Source organism: Shinella daejeonensis, from assembly GCF_024281235.1.
Taxonomy (GTDB): Bacteria; Pseudomonadota; Alphaproteobacteria; order Rhizobiales; family Rhizobiaceae; genus Shinella; species Shinella daejeonensis.
Window position 1 is genome coordinate 1 of sequence record NZ_JAHWXY010000008.1, and the last position, 19,254, is coordinate 19,254.

16 protein-coding genes are annotated in these 19,254 nt (G+C 64.7%); 9 read left to right on the forward strand and 7 right to left on the reverse strand.

Annotation, left to right across the window (positions count from 1 at the left end):
* The coding region (locus KYK29_RS16785) for an electron transfer flavoprotein-ubiquinone oxidoreductase (RefSeq protein ID WP_254692051.1) at positions 1–912 on the forward strand (912 nt) is incomplete at its 5' end.
* Between the two features lie 493 nt (positions 913–1,405).
* Here KYK29_RS16785 and dsdA read toward each other — a convergent pair.
* From dsdA to KYK29_RS16805, 4 genes are all read right to left on the reverse strand, one after another.
* Complete coding sequence (gene dsdA, locus KYK29_RS16790) at positions 1,406–2,728, reverse strand: D-serine ammonia-lyase (RefSeq protein WP_254692052.1); 1,323 nt, start codon at positions 2,726–2,728, stop codon at positions 1,406–1,408.
* Between the two features lie 275 nt (positions 2,729–3,003).
* Positions 3,004–3,900, reverse strand: coding sequence for a formyltetrahydrofolate deformylase (gene purU, locus KYK29_RS16795; RefSeq protein ID WP_254692053.1), 897 nt, complete (start codon positions 3,898–3,900; stop codon positions 3,004–3,006).
* 21 nt (positions 3,901–3,921) lie between these two features.
* Positions 3,922–4,815: a bifunctional methylenetetrahydrofolate dehydrogenase/methenyltetrahydrofolate cyclohydrolase FolD gene (gene folD / locus KYK29_RS16800; protein ID WP_254692054.1), complete on the reverse strand. Its 894-nt coding sequence runs from the start codon at positions 4,813–4,815 to the stop codon at positions 3,922–3,924.
* Between the two features lie 132 nt (positions 4,816–4,947).
* Entirely contained in the window at positions 4,948–6,225 is a 1,278-nt protein-coding gene (locus tag KYK29_RS16805) for a 2-methylserine hydroxymethyltransferase (protein ID WP_254692055.1), read from the reverse strand.
* Between the two features lie 136 nt (positions 6,226–6,361).
* Here KYK29_RS16805 and KYK29_RS16810 point away from each other — a divergent pair, with 136 nt between their 5' ends.
* The 5 genes from KYK29_RS16810 (at position 6,362) to KYK29_RS16830 (ending at position 11,821) form a co-directional block, all read left to right on the forward strand.
* Entirely contained in the window at positions 6,362–7,300 is a 939-nt protein-coding gene (locus KYK29_RS16810; protein ID WP_254692056.1) for a LysR family transcriptional regulator, read from the forward strand.
* Positions 7,301–7,593: 293 nt separating this feature from the next.
* Positions 7,594–8,625, forward strand: coding sequence for a transporter substrate-binding domain-containing protein (locus KYK29_RS16815; protein WP_254692057.1), 1,032 nt, complete (start codon positions 7,594–7,596; stop codon positions 8,623–8,625).
* Positions 8,626–8,694: 69 nt separating this feature from the next.
* On the forward strand, positions 8,695–9,906 hold the full coding sequence (locus KYK29_RS16820) for an ABC transporter permease subunit (protein ID WP_254692058.1): 1,212 nt from the start codon (positions 8,695–8,697) through the stop codon (positions 9,904–9,906).
* A complete protein-coding gene (locus KYK29_RS16825) occupies positions 9,903–11,033 on the forward strand; it encodes an amino acid ABC transporter permease (protein ID WP_254692059.1) in 1,131 nt (376 codons plus the stop codon). The genes KYK29_RS16820 and KYK29_RS16825 overlap by 4 nt, the downstream gene beginning before the upstream one ends.
* Before the next feature lie 29 nt (positions 11,034–11,062).
* Positions 11,063–11,821 carry an amino acid ABC transporter ATP-binding protein gene (locus KYK29_RS16830; RefSeq protein WP_302795601.1) on the forward strand — a complete coding sequence of 253 codons (759 nt, stop codon included), beginning with the start codon at positions 11,063–11,065 and terminating at the stop codon, positions 11,819–11,821.
* A 25-nt stretch (positions 11,822–11,846) separates the two neighbouring features.
* Here KYK29_RS16830 and KYK29_RS16835 read toward each other — a convergent pair whose 3' ends face one another.
* The 3 genes from KYK29_RS16835 to puuE form a co-directional block, all read right to left on the reverse strand.
* Positions 11,847–12,857: an Ldh family oxidoreductase gene (locus KYK29_RS16835; RefSeq protein WP_254692060.1), complete on the reverse strand. Its 1,011-nt coding sequence runs from the start codon at positions 12,855–12,857 to the stop codon at positions 11,847–11,849.
* Between the two features lie 93 nt (positions 12,858–12,950).
* The gene (locus KYK29_RS16840) at positions 12,951–13,436 is read right to left on the reverse strand and encodes an ureidoglycolate lyase (RefSeq protein WP_254692061.1); all 486 of its coding nucleotides are present in this window, start codon (positions 13,434–13,436) and stop codon (positions 12,951–12,953) included.
* Positions 13,437–13,450: 14 nt separating this feature from the next.
* Positions 13,451–14,869, reverse strand: coding sequence for an allantoinase PuuE (gene puuE / locus KYK29_RS16845; protein ID WP_254692062.1), 1,419 nt, complete (start codon positions 14,867–14,869; stop codon positions 13,451–13,453).
* A 162-nt stretch (positions 14,870–15,031) separates the two neighbouring features.
* Between puuE and uraH the strand changes: the two genes are divergently transcribed.
* The 3 genes from uraH to xdhB are packed head-to-tail and all read left to right on the forward strand — an operon-like array spanning position 15,032 to position 19,246.
* A complete protein-coding gene (gene uraH / locus KYK29_RS16850) occupies positions 15,032–15,400 on the forward strand; it encodes a hydroxyisourate hydrolase (protein WP_254692063.1) in 369 nt (122 codons plus the stop codon).
* Between the two features lie 3 nt (positions 15,401–15,403).
* Positions 15,404–16,885, forward strand: coding sequence for a xanthine dehydrogenase small subunit (xdhA, locus tag KYK29_RS16855; RefSeq protein WP_254692064.1), 1,482 nt, complete (start codon positions 15,404–15,406; stop codon positions 16,883–16,885).
* 3 nt (positions 16,886–16,888) lie between these two features.
* Positions 16,889–19,246 carry a xanthine dehydrogenase molybdopterin binding subunit gene (gene xdhB / locus KYK29_RS16860; RefSeq protein ID WP_254692065.1) on the forward strand — a complete coding sequence of 786 codons (2,358 nt, stop codon included), beginning with the start codon at positions 16,889–16,891 and terminating at the stop codon, positions 19,244–19,246.
* Positions 19,247–19,254: the final 8 nt, after the last annotated feature.

The following is a 19,254-nucleotide window of genomic DNA, read 5'->3' on the forward strand; positions in this document are numbered from 1 at the left end:
TTCCTCTATCACCTCGAAGACAACACGGTGGCGGTCGGCTTCGTGGTGCATCTCAACTACAAGAACCCGTATCTTTATCCCTTCGAGGAGTTCCAGCGCTTCAAGACGCACCCGGCGATCCGCGGCACCTTCGAGGGCGGCAAGCGGCTCTCCTATGGTGCCCGCGCCATCACCGAGGGCGGCTACCAGTCGGTGCCGAAACTGTCCTTCCCCGGCGGCGCGCTGATCGGCTGCTCGGCCGGCTTCGTCAATGTGCCGCGTATCAAGGGCAGCCACAATGCGGTGCTGTCGGGCATGCTGGCGGCGGAAAAGCTGGCCGACGCCATCGCGGCCGGTCGGGCCAATGACGAGCCGATCGAGATCGAGAACGGCTGGCGCGACAGCGCCATCGGCTCGGACCTGAAGAAGGTGCGCAACGTCAAGCCGCTGTGGTCGAAGTTCGGCACGGCCGTGGGCGTCGCGCTCGGCGGGTTCGACATGTGGACGAACACGCTGTTCGGCTTCTCGGTCTTCGGCACGCTGAAGCACGGCAAGACCGACGCGGCCTCGCTGGAGCCGGCGGCCAAGCACAAGCGCATCGACTATCCGAAGCCCGACGGCGTGCTCACCTTCGACCGTCTCTCCTCGGTGTTCCTGTCGAACACCAACCACGAGGAAGACCAGCCGGTCCACCTTCAGGTGAAGGACATGGCCTTGCAGAAAGCGTCGGAACTCGATGTCTATGCCGGCCCGTCGACCCGCTACTGTCCGGCGGGCGTCTACGAATGGGTGGAGAAGGACGGCGAGGACGTCTTCGTGATCAACGCGCAGAACTGCGTGCACTGCAAGACCTGCGACATCAAGGATCCCAACCAGAACATCAACTGGGTGCCGCCGCAAGGGGGCGAAGGGCCGGTCTATCCGAACATGTAATGTTCGGGGAGGCGGGCTCGCACGGACCCCCGCATCAAGAGTGCGGCGAAGGCCCGGTCTATCCGAACATGTGAGTGCTGCGTTAGAGCGCGAATTTGTTTTGCTGCTAGATAGTGGCCAACGGTTCGATTCCGCTCAACCGCTTCACACTACAAGTCTCTGTGCGCTCAGGCCCCCGCAACCAGAATTGAAGAACAAGCCCCGTTGGAAACCCGACGGGGCTTTTTGCCGTTCTCGGCCAACAACATCATCGCGCCCAACGGGTGGAAACGTGCGGGAACTCAGTCAGCCGGGTGCATCCGTTTGTTGTTCGCGGGCTGACAAGCCGCGTGATCCGGTGACGAGGTGCTGGCGTATCGAGGCCGTGATCCCGGGGATCGATACGCCGGCGGGTCCCGGATGCGGACGGAATTGGCCGGGAAGAGAGGTTCTCCGGAGGGCTGCGGCTGTGCAGCCCATGGCAATGAGACCGGGCGGTGGCAGGCAGAACGGATCAGCGTCGCGCCGCGGCTTCCTCCAGGAAGGCGTTGAACTGTTCCTCGGGGACGAAGGAGCCGCCGGTCGTCCAGACCACATGCGTGGCTTGCGGCAGGTGGTCCCCGATACCGAGCCTCTGGCAGAAAGCGCGTCCCTGCGGATGGCGAACGAGGAAGTCGGGGCCTGCGAAGCCGGCCGCGGCCGAGGGTTCGAGGCGGATAGCCTGGGTTTCATGGGCGAGCAGCAGCCAGCGGAAGAGCGATCCGTCGTCGACCGTGAAGATGCCGGCCAGCATCTCCCGCATGACGTTTGCGACGAAGGCGGACATGCGGGCGACGGCCATGCCGTCGGCTTCCGTCCGGTTGGTGAGGCCGACATCGTAGACGGAAAGCAGATCCGTCGAGCCGCTCATCATCTGGACGAGCGCGCAGGGCGACTGGACCGGCTCGACGAAGAAGCAATGGACGTGATCGCCGAAGGCCTTCTTCGCGCCATAGGCCACGCCGCCGGGCGCGCCGCCGATGCCGCAGGGCAGATAGAGAAACAGCGGATGTTCGGCGTCGACGGCGATGCGGCGCTCCCGGAGCTGGTCGGCAAGCTCCTGCGCGGCGGCGCTATAGCCGAGGAAGAGCTGGCGCGACTGCTCGTCGTCGACGAAATAGATCGTCGGATCGCTTTCGGCGGCAAGACGCGCGTTTTCCACCGCCGTCGTATAGTCGGCCTCGTGCCGCACCACCTCGACGCCGAGCCGCGCCAGCCGCTCCACCTTCCAGGCCTTGGCGTCCGATGACATATGGACCGTGGCCCCGAAGCCGAGCGCGCGCGCCGCGATGCCGACGCTGAGACCCAGATTGCCCGTGCTGCCGACGGCGATCGTATGGCGGGAGAAGAAGGCTTTCGCCTCCGGGTCGGCGAGGCGGCGGATGTCCTGCCCGTCCTGCAAGAGGCCTTCGCGGATCGCCAGCGCCTCGGCGAAGGAGAAGACCTCGTAGACGCCGCCGCGCGCCTTGATCGATCCGGCGACCGGAAGTGCATTGTCGGCCTTGACGAAGACGCGGCCGTAGCCGACGCCGCCGTAGCCGAGCGCGTCGGACAGGCTGTCGAGCCCGATCAGTTCCGAGCGGATCCGGCCGTCCGTCGCCTGAAGCTCGGGAAAGCAGGCCTGAAGCAGCGGCGCGAGGCGCTTCCAGTTGGCTTCGGCCTCGTCCACCTGCGCCGGCTGCACCGGAAGGTCCGGATCATCGATAGCCCCGTCGCGATAGGCGGGATTGAGCCAGAGCGCCGGGCGGGCGGCGAGGACATCCGGGCGGGCGGGATCGTCAGGCAGAAGATGGGACATGGGAAAATCCATATTGGCGAAGCGTTGCAGGTGGCTTCAGACGGCCGCTCCGGCGTCGGAAATGCCGTCGATTGCGATGAACCCGGGTCGAAGCGACCTGAGTTCATAAGCGTGATCTCCTCCAGAAAGATAGAGCCGGATGCAGGCGGAAGGCCGCTGCCGGCTTTTCCTCATCCGCTCTTGAGCGGTTCCGGTTTTCACAGGCTCGGTAGAACCTCTCTCTTTTAGTCGCATTTCCGGCCGCCAAACCGCTGCGCACTTTTGCTGGAAATGCTCTAGCCCAGGCGTTCGGAGGCGTAGGATCCGGGCGAGGGCGGGAAGACGATGGTCCTGTTGCCGTTCAGGAAGACACGGCCGTGGATATGGGCGTGGATGGCCCGCGCCAGCACCTGGCTTTCCACGTCGCGGCCGAGACTGACGTAGTCGTCGGAGCTTTGCGCATGGGTCACGCGAACGGTGTCCTGCTCGATGATCGGACCCTCGTCGAGATCGGCGGTGACGTAATGCGATGTCGCGCCGATCAGTTTCACGCCGCGCTCGAAAGCCTGCTTGTAGGGATTGGCGCCCTTGAAGGAGGGCAGGAAGGAGTGATGGATATTGATGATGCGGCCGGACATCCTGCGGCACATTTCGTCGGACAGAACCTGCATGTAGCGGGCCAGCACGACGAGTTCCGCGCCGGCCTCCTCGACGATGCGCATCTGTTCGGCTTCGGCGTCGAGTTTGTTTTCCTTCGTCACCTTGATGTGATGGAAGGGAATATCATGGTTCACCACCAGCTTTTGATAGTCCATGTGATTGGAAATGACGCCGACGATGTCGATCGGCAGGGCGCCGATGCGCCAGCGATACAACAGGTCGTTGAGGCAATGGCCGAAGCGCGAGACCATCAGGACGACCTTGCGCTTGGCCGTCTCGTCGAAAAACTCGGCGTCGGCCTCGTATCTTGCGGCGGTATCGGCAAAGCCGTCGCGCAGCTCCTCGAGCGTGCGGCCTTCTTCCGACTGGAAGCTGATACGCATGAAGTAGCGGCCGGTGCTCTTGTCGTCGAACTGGGCGCTATCGGAAATATTGCAGCCGTTGCTTGCCAGATAGGTGGCGATGGCGGCGGTCACGCCCCGGATGGACGGGCAGGCGACGCGCAACGCATAACGATTGGAAGGAGCGGGCATGAAGCAGTCCTTTCGGGCCGGTCAATCGGCTTTGACGGGATGCTGGCGGCGAAAGGCCGTCAGCGTGTTCGACAGGAGGCAGGCGATGGTCATGGGGCCGACGCCGCCCGGAACCGGCGTGATGGCGCCTGCGTGGCGGGCTTCCTCGAAAGCGACATCGCCGACGATGCGGGATTTGCCGTCGCGCTCGACGCGGTTGATGCCGACATCGACGACCACCGCCCCCGGCTTGATCCAGTCGCCGCGCACCAGCCCCGGCCGGCCGGCGGCGGCAATGAGGATATCCGCCATGCGGCACAGTTCCGGCGTGTTCCGGCTGCGCGAATGGACGGTGGTGACGGTGCAGTTCTCGGAAAGCAGCAATTGCGCCATCGGCTTGCCGACGATGTTGGACTTGCCGATGACCACGGCGTGAAGACCGGACAGATCCGCGCCGAGGCGGTCCTTCAGCAGCATCAGGCAGCCGAGCGGCGTGCAGGGCACGAGCGCCGGCTGGCCGGTGGCGAGCCGGCCGGCATTGGAGATATGAAAGCCGTCGACGTCCTTGTCGGGATTGATCCCCTGGATGACGGCGCCGGCGTCGATATGGGCGGGAAGCGGCAGCTGGACGAGGATGCCGTGGACCTCCGGATCGGCGTTGAGCCGGCCGATCAACGTCATCAGTTCGTCCTCGGTCGTTTCTTCCGGCAGTTCGTATTTGAAGGAGCGCATGCCGGCCGCGACGGTCTGGCGATGCTTGGAGCCGACATAGACGGCGCTTGCCGGATCGGCCCCCAGCAGCACCACCGCAAGGCCCGGAACGTTTCCGGTCTCGTCCTTCAGCCTGGCCACGTCGACGCTGATCGTTTCCAGCAGTCCGGCTGCGAAGCGCTTTCCGTCGATGACGGCGGCGCCGGCCATTCTGTCCATTCCCATTGGGAGCCCTTTCGCATTGCGTGCGGCCCGCATGGCGCGGTTCGCGCCGGACCCGAGGCCCGCTTTCTCCGTAAGATGCGCCGCGTCCTTCGGGGGACGCGGCGACTGGCTGAGCGGGCGGAAAACCCGCGATCAGTGGGCGTAGACGGGGAAGGCCTCCGTCAGGCCGGCGACCTTCGCCTTCGCCTTCTCCACGACGGCGTCCGTCGTGCCGGCGGCTTCCGATTCGAGGACGTCGGCGATGATATTGCCGAGCGTGCGGAATTCATCTTCCTTCATGCCGCGTGTCGTGGCGGCCGAGACGCCGAGGCGCATGCCGACCCATTCCGGCGGGCGCGGGCTGTCGTTGGGGATCGGATTCTTGTTGGCGGTGATATTGGCACGCGCCAGAAGATCCTCGGCCTGCTTGCCGATCAGGCCCTTGCTCGACAGATCGACCAGAACGATGTGGGTGTCCGTGCCGCCGGATACGATACGAACGCCGCGGGCGATCAGCGTCTCGGCGAGAACCCGCGCATTGGCCTTGACCTGTGCGGCATAGACCTTGAAGTCGTCCCGCAGCGCTTCGCCGAGGCAGACCGCCTTGGCGGCGAGCACGTTGCTGTGGAGAGATCCCTGCACGCCGGGGAATACGGCCGACTGGAGCTTCTTGAACCAGGCCTCGTTGTTGGTGAGGATGAGGCCGCCGCGCGGACCGCGCAGCGTCTTGGTCGTGGTGCAGGTGACGATATCGGCATGCGGGAAGGGCGACGGATGGGCGCCGCCGGCGACGAGGCCGGCGATATGCGCCATGTCGACGAGGAACCAGGCGCCGACCTTCTTGGCGATCTTGCCCATGCGTTCGAAATCGAGTTCGCGCGGATAGGCCGAGCCGCCGGTGATCAGGAGCGTCGGGCGCACCTCTTCGGCGATCCGCTCCATCTCGTCATAGTCGATGACCTCGGTTTCCGGATCGACATTGTAGTTATGGGACTCGAACCAGCGGCCCGAGAGATTGCCCTTCATGCCGTGGGACAGGTGGCCGCCGGCGGCCAGGTCGAGAGAGAGAACCTTGTCGCCCGGCTTCAGCAGCAGGAAGAAGACGGCGAGGTTCGCCTGGGTGCCCGAATGCGGCTGTACGTTGGCATAGGCGCAGCCGAAAAGCTCTTTCGCCCGGTCGATCGCCGCCTGCTCGACGACGTCGACGAACTGGCCGCCGCCATGGAAGCGGTTGCCGGGGTAGCCTTCCAGCGTCTTGTTCGTCATCTCGTGGCCAAGCGCGTCCAGAACGGCGCGGCTGACGATGTTCTCGGAGGCGATGAGTTCGATCTGGTCCTGCTGGCGCCGGCGCTCGTTGTCGAGGGCTTCTGCCACGAGCGGGTCGCGTTCGTGAACCGGGGTATTGAAATAGGCTTTCGTCTGTTCGCTCATGACCTGTCTCCGGCGAAAGGGGAATGGTGACTCGGCGGCAGGCTAGCGAGGCAATCGATCCAGAAAAAGTTAATAATATTTGCACATGCGTTCTGATTTGCTAATGATTTAACGGATCGCTCAGGTGGAGGGAAGAATGGATCTGGCTCGATTGCGCGCGCTGCGGGAATTGTCGATCCGCAAGACGATGGCGGCGGTGGCGGAGGCGCTCTATGTCTCGCCCTCGGCGGTTTCCCAGCAGATCGCGCTTCTGGAGGAGGAAGTGGGGATCGACCTTATCGAGCGCCGCGGTCGCGGCGTCGAACTGACGCTGGCCGGCCGCCAGCTCGTGGAGCGGGCGGAACGGATCCTGATCGAGCTGGAATCCGCGCGCGCCGATATCGCGGAGCTGAAGAAGGTCATCGCCGGACAGCTGCGCGTGGCGGCCTTTCCCTCCGTGGCGGCGGCGGTGGTGGCGGGAGCGATCCAGGACCTCCACAGTCTCCATCCCCGCCTGACCGTGCAATTCGATGAAATGGAGCCCGCCGAAAGCCTGGCGGCCTTGCGGAGCTGGCAAACCGATATCGCGATCATCGATGATCTCAATGTGCCGCCGGGCGCGCTGGATCCCAATATCGAGACGATCCCGCTGATGGAGGACGTCTTCAATGTGATGGTCTCCCAGACGCATCCGCTGGCCGAGCAGCCGACCGTCATGCTGCGCCAGCTGCGCAACGAGCGCTGGGCTCTCGACACCGCGTCGTCGACCTATAACCGGATGATCACCGACGCTTGCCAGGAGGCCGGCTTCACGCCCGATATCGTTGCGCGCTGCAAGGGGTTCGAGGTGACGATCGCGCTCATTCGCGAGGGTTACGGCATTTCGATTCTGCCGGGCCTGAGAATTAGCTATGATCTCGAGGACGTCTGGGTGTGCAAGATCGAGCCGGAAATCCGGCGAAAGATTTCTCTCGCGTTCCGCAAAGGCGAGAAGCGCAGCCCGGCGGTTCAGGCTTTCATCGCCCGGGTCAACGAGCGGGTCGGCTCCCGCCGCCGGCTGTTTGCAGAAAGGCAGGAGCCGAAAGAGGCCGGCTGAGTCTGTCGGAAGCCGGGGGCCTCCTCCTGGAGTCCGCAGCAAGATTGAACATTTTTGCTAAATAGTATGTAAAGCAGAATTAAGTAGACCTGAATAAACCGCGTTCTTATCGTCAATTTGTCGATTGCTATGGGTTCGCGGACTGGATTAGGAAAGCGAGCTTAGGCCAACCGCGGGAACATTCGCTCCAGACGGCAAGAGCCGCTGTTGCCCTATCACCCATTCGTATTTCGGCAAGAGACCCGGGCTTTGCATCGTGATGCAGGCCGTTCGCGACATAACAGGGGAATGCAATGAAACTGATCAAGCTCCTTACGGCTGGCGTGTTCGCCGGTCTCGCCTTCACCGCGGGTCAGGCGTCGGCCTCCGTTCTCGATACCGTCAAGCAGCGCGGCACGCTGAATTGCGGCACCGACAATACCGCTCCCGGTTTCGGCTATCTCAATACGACGACGGGTCAGCTCGAAGGCCTTGACGTCGACTTCTGCAAGGCCGTTGCGGCCGCCGTCCTCGGCGATGCCTCGAAGGTCAAATTCGTCACGGTGACGGACAAGAGCCGCTTCGACGCGGTGCTGACCAACCAGGTCGACGTCGTCTTCGCCCATACGACCCTGATGCCGGCCCGCGAATCCTCGATTGCGGTCGACTTCCTGCCGATCAATTTCTATGACGGCACGGGCATCATGGTGAAGACCGATTCCGGCGTCGAGACGCTCGACGATCTCGACGGCGCCACCTTCTGCACCACGCAGGGCTCGATGACCGAGACCGTGCTGACCAGCACCTTCAAGGCGCGCGGCTGGCAGGATTCCAAGGTCCTCACCTATGAGAACCTCGAAAAGCTCTTCGCGGCGCTGAACTCCGGCCGCTGCAACGCCATGAGCACCGACAAGTCGGCGCTGGCCGCCTGGGCCGGCAATTCGCCGAGCCCCTCCGACTACGTGATCCTTCCCGACACGCTCGACAAGTCGCCCTTCGGCGGTTTCGTCGTGGCCAATGATTCCAAGTGGCGCAATGCGCTGCGCTGGACCATCTACGGCCTGTTCCAGGCCGAGGAGTCGGAGATCACCCAGGCCAATCTCGACGAGCATCTGACGAGCGAAGATCCCTTCGTCCAGCGGTTCCTCGGCGTGGGCGGCGGTCACGGCAAGGACTTCGGCCTTTCCGACGATTTCGTGGCGCAGGCGATCAAGGCGGTGGGCAACTACGGCGAAATCTACGCTCGTAACCTCGGTCCGGACACGCGGATGTATCTGGAGCGCAAGGGCACGCCGAACGCTCTGTGGACGCAGGGCGGGGCAATCTATTCGCCGCTTTGGAACTGATCCTTTCTCCTTGCTGAGCCGAGGCGGGTTACCCGCCTCGGTTTCTTTTTCGGTTCCCGGGAACGCGATATGGAAATGCATCAAGCGAACGTGGCCGGACCAGCGGCCGATGACGGTCTCCTGATCGCCCGGCGACGGCGCAACCGCATCCGGTATGAGGCCATCCAGTTTTCGATCATTGCCGCGGCGATCGTCCTGCTGATCCTTTTCGCCATCGCGGTGAAGGAAGGCCTCGCCCGGCACGGGATCCGGTTCAGCTTCTCGTTTCTCTGGGAAGCCGCCGGCTTCGACATCAGCGAAGGAAAGACCTTCGTTTTCGATGGCGGCTTCTGGCCCGCCTTTACCGAATTCACCTCGGACCGGCTGATCCTCCAGGCCTTCATCACCGGGATCGTCAATACGATCAAGGTCGCCGTCCTCGCCATCGTTCTCAGCACGGTGCTGGGGGTTCTGCTCGGCGTCGGCCGGCTTTCCACCAATTGGGTGGTGCGCAACCTTTCGTTCTGGTGCGTCGAATTCGTGCGCAACACGCCACTCCTGATCCAGCTCGTCTTCTGGTATTTCGCAGTGGTGCTGCATTTCCCGCCCATTGCTGCCGCCGCCAAATTCTACGGCGTCGTCATCAGCCAGCAGGGCCTCTATTTTCCCGCTGTCGTCTGGCAGGGTGCCGGTTCGCCGCTGGCCCTCGCGCTGGTGGCGGCAACCCTGGCGGCAGTCCTCGGACTGATCTTCGGCAAGCGCGGATCGATCCGCTGGATCTGTGCCGGCGCTGTCGTCCTGTTCGTCGGCGTCCTGTTCGCGACCGGAGGAATTGCGCTGGATTTCCCCGTGGCGTCGAAATTCCGGGCGCGCGGCGGTATCGGCATGAGCCCTGAAATGGCGGCTCTGCTGCTGGCGGTCGTCGTCAACACCGCATCCTATATCGCCGAAATCGTCCGTGGCTCGATCGATGCGCTGCCCAAGGGGCAATGGGAGGCGGCGGCCTCCCTCGGGCTGAACCGTCGCGACACCGTCAATGAGATCATCCTGCCGCAGGTCTTCCGGGTCGTGCTGCCGTCCTTCGGCAACCAGTATATCAGCCTGACGAAGAACACGGCGCTTGGCATCGCCATCGGCTATCCCGAACTTTTTAACATCTACGGCACCATCGCGAACCAGACCGGCCACAGCCTGGAAGGCATCGTGATCGTCATGATGTCCTATCTCATCCTGAGCTGGGCGATCAGCGCGGCCGTCGGCTGGGCCGATCGCCGGCTGGCCAAACGCGGAGCGACGCGATGATCGCCAGATCCCTGAAATGGACACGGCACAATCTTTTCGGCAAGCCGTTCGACGTCCTGCTTTCCCTCACGGTCATTCCCGGCGTCCTCTGGATGGTCTATCAGGCCGTGAGCTGGGCGTTGACGGCGGCGCGCTGGGACATCATCCCCCAGAGCCTTCGTGTCCTGATGATCGGGGTCTTCCCGGCCGATCAGGCTTGGCGCGCCTGGATCGCGATCGTGATCATCGCCATCCTTCTCGGTGCGGCGCTCGGCTGCGTCTTCGCCTTCAAGGGCCGTCATGCCGGCGCGCTGGTGCCGGTCTGGGCGGGATGCGCGGCGCTGGCGGGCATCGAGAACGTCACGAACGTGCTGCTGATCGCCGTCACCATCGCGGCCTTCGCCGGCGGCTGGGCGGTGGCGTCCCGGTTTCCGCCGGTTCGCAAGGCGCTTGTGCCGGCAAGCTTCATCGGCCTGATCGCTATTTTCGCGGTCATGGCGCCGCCCGGCGCCGGCCTCTGGGGCGGCCTGCTGCTCAGCATCCTGCTGACGCTGGTGACCGCCGTCCTGTCGTTGCCCATCGGCATCCTGCTCGCCTTCGGCCGCCGGAGCCGCTTTTCCGGCCTCCGCTGGATCTGCACGGGCTACATCGAGGTGATGCGCTCCGTGCCGCTGATCATGGTGGTCTACTGGATCTGGATCCTCATCCCGGTGCTGACGCCGCAGTTCAATCTGGCCGACGTCGTGCGCGGCATGATCGGCTTCACCCTCTTCTATTCGGCCTATGTCGCCGAATATGTCCGCAGCGGCCTTCAGGCTGTGCCGCGCGGCCAGACGGAGGCGGCCCGTTCCCTCGGCATGAGCGAGTTCGACATCAATCGCTCGATCGTGCTGCCGCAGGCCATTCGCGTGGTGGTGCCGCCGCTGGTCGGCAATGTGCTCGACATCTTCAACATGGCGCCGCTGGTCTTCATCATCGGTCTTACGGATTTCCTGCGCGCCGGTCAGATGATCCTCGCCAATCCGCAATTCGGCGATCGCACCTATGAAGTCTATTCGTTCCTGTTCCTTACCTATTTCCTCGTCGGCTCCCTGATCACCTTTGTGGCCCGCAAGCTTGAGGCGCACCTCGCAAGAGGCAGCCGATGACCGAAACGAACCCTGCCGGAGTCTGCTCCATGAACGCCATCGTCGAAATGAAGAACCTCAACAAGTTCTACGGAAGCCATCACGTTCTGAAGAACATCGATCTTTCCGTCGAGCGCGGCGAGGTCGTGGTGGTGCTCGGCGCCAGCGGCTCGGGAAAATCGACGCTGATCCGCTGCGTCAACGGTCTGGAGATGTACCAGAACGGCAGTCTGCTGGTCGACGGCTATCCCATGCCGGTCGAGGAGGATCGCCGGCTTGGCGGGGAGAGCGAGCTTGCCGCCATCCGCAAGGGCGTCGGAATGGTGTTCCAGCAGTTCAACCTGTTCCCCCACAAGACCGTCGTCGAGAACATCACCATCGCGCCGATGCGTGTGCGCAAGAAAACCAGGGCGGAAGCCGAAGCGACGGCGCTGAAGCTGCTCGACCGCGTCGGCCTGACGGAGCATGCGCACAAATATCCGGGCCAGCTTTCCGGCGGCCAGCAGCAGCGCGTGGCGATCGCCCGGTCGCTGGCGATGGAGCCGCATCTCATGCTCTTCGACGAGCCCACCTCCGCGCTGGACCCGGAAATGATCGGCGAGGTGCTCGACGTCATGCGTGAACTGGCGAGGGACGGCATGACCATGATGATCGTCACGCACGAGATGAACTTCGCGCGCGAGGTCGCCGACCGGATCATCTATATCGATCAGGGCTCCATCCTCGAAGTCGGCAAGCCCGACGCCTTTTTCGACAATCCGCAAAACGAGCGCGCCCGCTCCTTCCTCGCCCGCGTGCTCAAGCACTGAGCAGCGAAACGCCAGTCCGCCCGTCTCAGACGCGGATGCGTTCGAGGAGCGACTTGGAGACCGGGATGCCGAGGCGGTGGCTGGTTTCCCTTTCGCGGTAGCGGCGTTCGCCGGGCAGGCGGGCGTCTTGTTCGCGGAAACCCTGGAAGAGGCTCTCGGCCGCGTCCAACGGGTCTTCATCTCCCAGGATGCCGGGGGAAAAGGCGATGATCAGTTCGCCATGGCAGGGCGCAGCACTGGCGCCGGCGTCGAATTCCATCGAAACCCGGCTGGTGCGGTCGGCGATGAAGGGGCCGGCCATCAGTTCGATCATCGTCGCGAGCGCCGATCCCTTGTGGCCGCCGAAGGGCAGCATCGCGCCGGCGAGGATTGCCGCCGGATCCCGTGTGTCCTCACCGTCGGAATCGAGCCCCCAGCCCTCGGGCGTGGTCCGTCCCTCCTGACGGTAGCGCGCGATTTCGGCGCGGGCGGCGGCCGATGTCGCAAAATCGAAAACATAGGGCGGCGCGTCGCGGCGCGGCCAGGCGAAAGCGAGCGGATTGGTGCCGAGAAGCCCCTGTCGGCCGCCGCTCGGCGCGACCCACGCATGGGTCGGATTCATGGAAAGTGCGACAAGTCCGTGGTCGGCGATCGCCTCGACCACCGGCCAGAGCGCCGTCGAATGGAAGCCGTTGTTGACGGCGAGGATCGCCACGCCGAGCGTGCGGGCCTTTTCGACGAGGGAAGAAAGCCCTCGGTCCACCGCCAGGCAGGAAAACCCGTATTGCGCATCGATGCGGGTGATGGCGGCGCTCACATCCACGGGTTTGGGATCCGGCGTCCGGTTGAACCGCGGATGGGAGATGGTGTCGCGCGTGCCGGGCAACCGCTGCAAGCCGTGGGAGAGGCAGCCGTCGCGCTGGGCCGCCGTCAGGATCCGCGCCATCGAGCCCGCATGGTCGGCTCCAAGGCCGTGCGAGAGCAGGAAATCCGCCGCCAGCGCCAGAACCGCGCTTTCCGGCAGCCGGATGACCTCGTTCGAACCGTCTTGCGTCATGACAGCACTCCACTCCTCGTCTCTTGCCGCGCGATCGCGCCCGTTCTCCTTACCCCGCTTCCCGCGGTCGTCCAACTATGCGATCCGCCACCTTCAACCGATGCGGAAGGGTGCGGGATAGAAATGCTCCTCCAGGTTCACGCCGTCGCCGCCGCGATCCACCACCACGAAGTCGGTGACCGTATCGAGCGGCGTCAGGATGCCGTGCCAGACGTTGCGGCGGATGTTGACGCCCTGGCCGGGCGCGGTGCGGAAGGCGAGCGGAGCGGCGGGGCCATGCTCCGTCTCCTCCGCCACGACGACGAGGAAACCGTTGCCGGAAAGCGGAATGAAGGCCTGGCTGCCCAGCGGATGGCGTTCCACCATGTCGAGCGTGAGCGGCAGCGCATAGGGCTCGCCGCGCAAGAGGCTGATCAGTACCCGCGCCGCCTGTCCGGCCGTCTCGACGGTCGCCAGATCGTGATAGCGCATGCATTTGCCGGCGTTGATCGGAAAATGGGCGGCGCCGTCCCGTTCGATGACCTCGCCGAAGGGCGCAAAGGCGGCCCGCGTCAGCGGCTGGATCGAAATCGCTTTCATGCCACTGTCCTTCCTCATGCCGGCAGCATGTCGGAAAGGCGGAAAAAGGCGATCCTTTCCACCTGCCGGCACGCCGTTTCGAATTCGCTACCGCGGTCGTTGGCGATACGGCGCTCGAAGGCCGCAAGGATCTGCGCCTTGTCGAGCCCCCTGACCGCGATGATGAAGGGGAAGCCAAAGGTTTCGACATAGCGGGCGTTGAGCTGGGTAAAGCGCTGGCGCTCCGCGTCGGTCAGGGCGTCGAGCCCGGCGGACGCCTGTTCGGCGGTCGAGCTTTCCGTCAGCCGCCTGGCCTCGGCCAGCTTGCCGGCAAGATCGGGATGGGCGGTGAGAACGCCAAGCCGCTCCTTTTCGCTGGCCGCGCGGAACTGCCGGGTGAGCGCCGCATGCAGGCCGCCGGCGGTATCGTTTGCCGGGGAAAGCTCGTCGGCGAAAGCGCGCCGGGCGATCCAGTCGGAATGCTCGAAGACGCCGCCGTAGCGGGCGACGAAGGCCGCCTCGGAAAGTCGCGAGGGCCGTTCGGCGTCCGGGCGCGGCGGATGGGTTTTGCGCCAGTGTTCGGCGATGTCGATGCGCCGGGCGATCCACGCCTTTTCGTGGCTGCGGACATAGTCGACGAAGCGGGCGAGGGCGGCCGTCCGGCCGGGTCTGCCGGCAAGGCGGCAATGCAGCCCGATATTCATCATGGACGCACGGCCGGCGGCGCCTTCGGCATGGAGCGTGTCGAACGTATCCTTGAGATAGCTGAAGAACTGGTCGCCGCAATTGAAGCCCTGCGCCGTCGCGAAGCGCATGTCGTTGGTGTCGAGCGCATAGGGGATCACCAGTTGCCGGCGTCCGGCATGCTCGTGCCAATAAGGCAGGTCGTCGGCATAGCTGTCCGACACATAGGAAAAACCACCTTCCTCGGTGATAAGATCGACGGTATTGAGAGAGGAACGACCGGTGTACCAGCCGCGCGGGCGTTCGCCGGTCACCAGCCGGTGCAGGCGGATCGCCTCGCGGATGGCCTGCCGCTCCTCGTCGGGCGCCATGTCCTTGTGCTCGATCCATTTGAGGCCGTGCGAGGCGATTTCCCAGCCGGCGGCCTGCATGGCGGCGACCTGCGCCGGCGAGCGCTTCAGGGCCGTCGCGACGCCGTAGACCGTGACCGGCACCTGCCGCTCGGTGAACAGGCGGTGGAGACGCCAGAAGCCGGCGCGCGCGCCGTAGTCGTAGATCGATTCCATGTTCCAGTGGCGCTGGCCGGGCCAGGCGGCCGCGCCGACGATCTCCGACAGGAAAGCCTCCGAACCGGCGTCGCCGTGCAGCAGGCAGTTCTCGCCGCCTTCCTCGTAGTTGACGACGAATTGCACGGCGATATGCGCCCCGCCGGGCCAGGCGGCATCGGGCGGGGTCGGGCCATAGCCCAGCAGATCGCGCGGATAGCGCATGATACGGTCCTCCCAATAATGACGATGGGCAAATGTCTAGCCGCAAGCCGTGCTGGACATTCCCCTCGAAAATTTTGAAAGTCTCGAAGGAACCCGCTGCTTTTCCGGGGAAGCCGGGTGGCGGATAGTGGAAGCTGGAGAGCGCGGCGTGGAGGAGAAGACATGCAGGCACAAGTGCAACCGGGCGGCCGCCTGACAACCCATGTGCTGGATACGGCGCGCGGCAAGCCGGCCGAGGGTCTTCGCATCGAGCTGTTTTGCATCGAGGACGGCGCGGGCCGTCATCTCAAGACAGTCGTGACCAATGACGACGGACGCTGCGACGCGCCGTTGCTTGCCGGCGAAGCATTCAGGGCGGGAGTCTATGAACTGCGTTTCCACGCGGGCGACTATCTCGGCCGGGACGATGCCGGAACGCCGCTTTTTCTCGACGTGATCCCCATTCGCTTCGGCATCGCCGATTCATCGGCGCATTATCATGTGCCGCTGCTGATCTCTCCCTTCAGCTATTCGACCTATCGGGGGAGCTGATCCATGGCCGTCCGCATTCGAAACACCATCCGCTTCCTGCTGAATGATGGCGAAGTGTCGCTGTCGGATGTCCGGCCGGGGGAGACGCTGCTCGACTTCCTCAGGCTGGAGCGCCACCTCAAGGGCACCAAGGAAGGCTGTGCCGAAGGCGACTGCGGCGCCTGCACGGTGCTGGTCGGCCGGCTCACCCGCAACGGCGGCCTCGTCTATGAGAGCGTCAATGCCTGCATCCGCTTCGTCGGTTCGCTCGATGGCTGTCATGTCGTCACCGTCGAGCATCTTGCCGGCCGGGACGGTGCTCTGCATCCGGTGCAGCAGGCGCTGGTCGATTTCCACGGTTCGCAATGCGGCTTCTGCACGCCGGGCTTCGTCATGTCGCTCTACGGCCTGTGGATGCAGTCGCCCGAACCGACCGACCGGCAGATCGAGGAGGCGTTGCAGGGCAACCTCTGTCGCTGCACGGGCTATGAGCCGATCATCCGCGCCGCCCGGGCCATTTCCGGCTACGGTCCGGCGGGGGCGGACCCGCTGCTTGCGGAGCGCGAGCGGACCGTCGTCCGTCTGTCGGCTCTCAGGGACGGCGCCCGCGTCGAGATCGGCGAAGGCCGCGACCGGCTGGTCGTTCCGGCCGGTTCCGACGATTTCGCCGAGGTTCTGGAGAGCGAGCCGACGGCCACCGTGGTGGCCGGATCCACCGACGTCGGTCTCTGGGTGACCAAGCAGATGCGCGACATCGCGCCGACGATCTTCATCGCGGGGCTCGATGACCTGAAGGCGGTCTCGCTGAAGGACGGGGTCGTCACCATCGGGGCTGCCGTCACCTATACGGAGGCCGCCGGCTTCCTGTCGCAGTGCATCCCCGAACTCGGAACGCTGATCGCCCGCATCGGCGGTCAGCAGGTGCGCAACATGGGCACCATCGGCGGCAATATCGCCAACGGGTCGCCGATCGGCGACATGCCGCCGGCGCTGATCGCGCTTGGTGCGCGGCTGACGTTGCGCAAGGGGGTCGTGCGGCGTACCATTCTCCTGGAGGATTTCTTCATCGCCTACGGTCGGCAGGATCGCCAGCCGGGTGAATTCGTGGAAGCCGTCGAAGTGCCGCTTCCGGCTGCCGGCGAGGCCTTCGCCGTCTACAAGGTGACCAAGCGCCGCGACGAGGACATCACCGCGACCCTCGGCGCTTTCCGTCTCGCGCTTGCCGCCGACGGTACCGTGGCTTCGATCCACATCGCCTATGGCGGCATGGCGGCGACGCCGAAACGGGCTTCTGCCGTGGAGGCGGCGCTGGTCGGCCGGCCCTGGACGGAGACGACGGTGGAGGCGGCGATGCAAAAATATGCCGAGGACTTCACACCGCTGACCGACATGCGCGCCACCGCCGAATATCGCGCGCTGGCGGCAAGGAACCTGCTTCTGCGTTTCTATATGGAAACGACGGACGCCGGAACGCCGGCGCGGGTGTTCAGATATGAGGCTGCGTGAGCCATGAACAAGCACATCCCCAATTCCAATGCGAAAAAGATCGCCGGCGGCGTCCATTCCAGCCAGCGCCACGATTCCGCCCACAAGCATGTCGCCGGCACCGCCATTTACATCGATGACATCACCGAGCCTGCCGGCACGCTGCATGCGGGCCTCGGCCTGTCGGACGCAGCCCATGCCGTCCTGAAATCGGTCGACCTGTCGGCGGTGCGCGCCGCGCCGGGCGTGGTCGCCGTGCTGACCCATGCGGATGTGCCGGGGGTCAACGATATCTCGCCCTCCAATATGCAGGACGATCCGGTGCTCGCCGACGGCAAGGTCGAATTCCACGGCCAGCCGATCTTCTGTGTGATCGCCGGGACGCGCGATCAGGCCCGCCGCGCCGCGCGGCTTGCGAAGATCGAATATGAAGAACTGCCGGCGGTCATCGACATCTGGGATCTCGACGTCGAGACCCATCGGCAGGTCACCACGCCGCTGACGCTGAAGCGCGGCGATGCGGCAACGGCGCTGGCCGATGCGCCACGCCGCATCACGGGTCGCATGCGGCTTGGGGGGCAGGATCATTTCTATCTCGAAGGACAGGTCTCCCTTGCCGTTCCGGGCGAAGATGACGAGGTCACCGTCTATTGCTCGACGCAGGGACCGAGCGAAACGCAGCATATGATCGCCCACGCGCTCGGCGTGCCGAGCCATGCCGTGACGGTGGAGGTGCGCCGCATGGGTGGCGGTTTCGGCGGCAAGGAGACGCAGGCCAACCAATGCGCGGTGCTTGCCGCCATCGCCGCCCGGAAGCTGGGCCGCGCCGTCAAGCTGCGTCTCGACCGTGACGAGGACATGACCGCCACCGGCAAGCGGCACGATTTCGCCATCGACTATGACGTCGGCTTCGACGACGAGGGCCGCATCCTCGGCATCGACTACACGTTCGCGCTCCGGGCCGGTTTTTCCGCCGACCTGTCAGGCCCGGTGGGCGACCGGGCGCTGTTTCATTGCGACAACGCCTATTTCTTCCCGCATGTGCATGCGAAATCCGCGCCGCTCTATACCAATACCGTCTCCAATACGGCGTTTCGCGGTTTTGGCGGCCCGCAGGGCATGGTGGGAGCCGAGCGCGTCATCGACGAGATCGCCTTTGCCGTCGGCAAGGATCCGCTGGAGATCCGCAAGCTGAATTTCTACGATGCGATGGGCGTGGCGGGGACGCGCAATCTTACTCCCTATCACCAGAAGGTCGAGGACTGCATCATCCAGCGCATCGTCGCCGAACTGGAGGAAAGCGCCGATTACGCCGGCCGCCGCCGGGCGATCGCCGAGTTCAATGCCGCAAGCCGTCTCGTCAAGCGGGGCATGGCGCTGACGCCGGTGAAATTCGGCATCTCCTTCACCAAGACGGAATCGAACCAGGCCGGCGCGCTGGTCCATGTCTATACCGACGGCTCGGTGCATATGAACCACGGCGGCACCGAAATGGGCCAGGGCCTGCACCTGAAGGTGGCGCAGGTGGTCGCGGAGGAATTCCAGATCGACATCGACCGGGTGAAGATCACCGCCACCACCACCGCCAAGGTGCCGAACACCTCGCCGACAGCCGCCTCGTCCGGTGCGGACCTGAACGGCATGGCGGCGCAGAATGCGGCGCGGCAGATCAAGGACCGGCTGATCGACTTCGCCGCCAGGACGCACCGGATCGCGCGGGACCAGGTGGTGTTTCTGCCCAACCGGGTGCGCATCGGCAATCTGGAAATCTCCTTCAACGAACTGGTTCGGCAGGCCTATATGGACCGCGTCCAGCTTTCGGCAGCGGGCTTCTACAAGACCCCGAAGATCCATTGGGACCGCGCCAGGGGCCGCGGCCACGCCTTCTACTATTACGCCTATGGCGCGGCCTGTTCGGAGGTTTCCGTCGATACGCTGACCGGCGAATATGTGGTCGAGCGCACCGACATCCTGCATGACACCGGCCGCTCGCTGAACGCGGCGATCGATATCGGCCAGATCGAGGGCGGCTTCATCCAGGGCATGGGCTGGCTCACCACGGAGGAACTGTGGTGGGACGGCAAGGGGCGGCTTCGCACCCATGCGCCCTCGACCTACAAGATCCCGCTGGCCTCCGACCGGCCCAAGGTCTTCAATGTGGCGCTGACCGACTGGTCGGAGGCCTTCGAGCCGACGATCCATCGCTCCAAGGCGGTGGGTGAGCCGCCCTTGCCGCTCGGCCTTTCGGTGCTGCATGCGCTTTCGGATGCGGTGGCGAGCGTCGCGGATCACCGCATCTGCCCCCGCCTCGATGCGCCCGCCACGCCCGAACGGGTGCTGATGGCCGTGGAGCGCCTGAAGGCGGCGGCCAGGCAGGGATAGCAAGGTCC

Coding starts and splice junctions, on each gene's coding strand:
- purU (WP_254692053.1), bottom strand. CDS start 3,900: ATGCCCGCTCCTTCCAATCGTTATGCGTTGCGCGTCGCCTGCCCGTCC.
- puuE (WP_254692062.1), bottom strand. CDS start 14,869: ATGCGCTATCCGCGCGATCTGCTGGGCTATGGCCCGACCCCGCCCGAT.
- KYK29_RS16815 (WP_254692057.1), top strand. CDS start 7,594: ATGAAACTGATCAAGCTCCTTACGGCTGGCGTGTTCGCCGGTCTCGCC.
- KYK29_RS16820 (WP_254692058.1), top strand. CDS start 8,695: ATGGAAATGCATCAAGCGAACGTGGCCGGACCAGCGGCCGATGACGGT.
- dsdA (WP_254692052.1), bottom strand. CDS start 2,728: ATGTCCCATCTTCTGCCTGACGATCCCGCCCGCCCGGATGTCCTCGCC.
- xdhB (WP_254692065.1), top strand. CDS start 16,889: ATGAACAAGCACATCCCCAATTCCAATGCGAAAAAGATCGCCGGCGGC.
- KYK29_RS16840 (WP_254692061.1), bottom strand. CDS start 13,436: ATGAAAGCGATTTCGATCCAGCCGCTGACGCGGGCCGCCTTTGCGCCC.
- KYK29_RS16835 (WP_254692060.1), bottom strand. CDS start 12,857: ATGACGCAAGACGGTTCGAACGAGGTCATCCGGCTGCCGGAAAGCGCG.
- KYK29_RS16810 (WP_254692056.1), top strand. CDS start 6,362: ATGGATCTGGCTCGATTGCGCGCGCTGCGGGAATTGTCGATCCGCAAG.
- KYK29_RS16825 (WP_254692059.1), top strand. CDS start 9,903: ATGATCGCCAGATCCCTGAAATGGACACGGCACAATCTTTTCGGCAAG.
- KYK29_RS16805 (WP_254692055.1), bottom strand. CDS start 6,225: ATGAGCGAACAGACGAAAGCCTATTTCAATACCCCGGTTCACGAACGC.
- uraH (WP_254692063.1), top strand. CDS start 15,032: ATGCAGGCACAAGTGCAACCGGGCGGCCGCCTGACAACCCATGTGCTG.
- KYK29_RS16830 (WP_302795601.1), top strand. CDS start 11,063: ATGAACGCCATCGTCGAAATGAAGAACCTCAACAAGTTCTACGGAAGC.
- folD (WP_254692054.1), bottom strand. CDS start 4,815: ATGGGAATGGACAGAATGGCCGGCGCCGCCGTCATCGACGGAAAGCGC.
- xdhA (WP_254692064.1), top strand. CDS start 15,404: ATGGCCGTCCGCATTCGAAACACCATCCGCTTCCTGCTGAATGATGGC.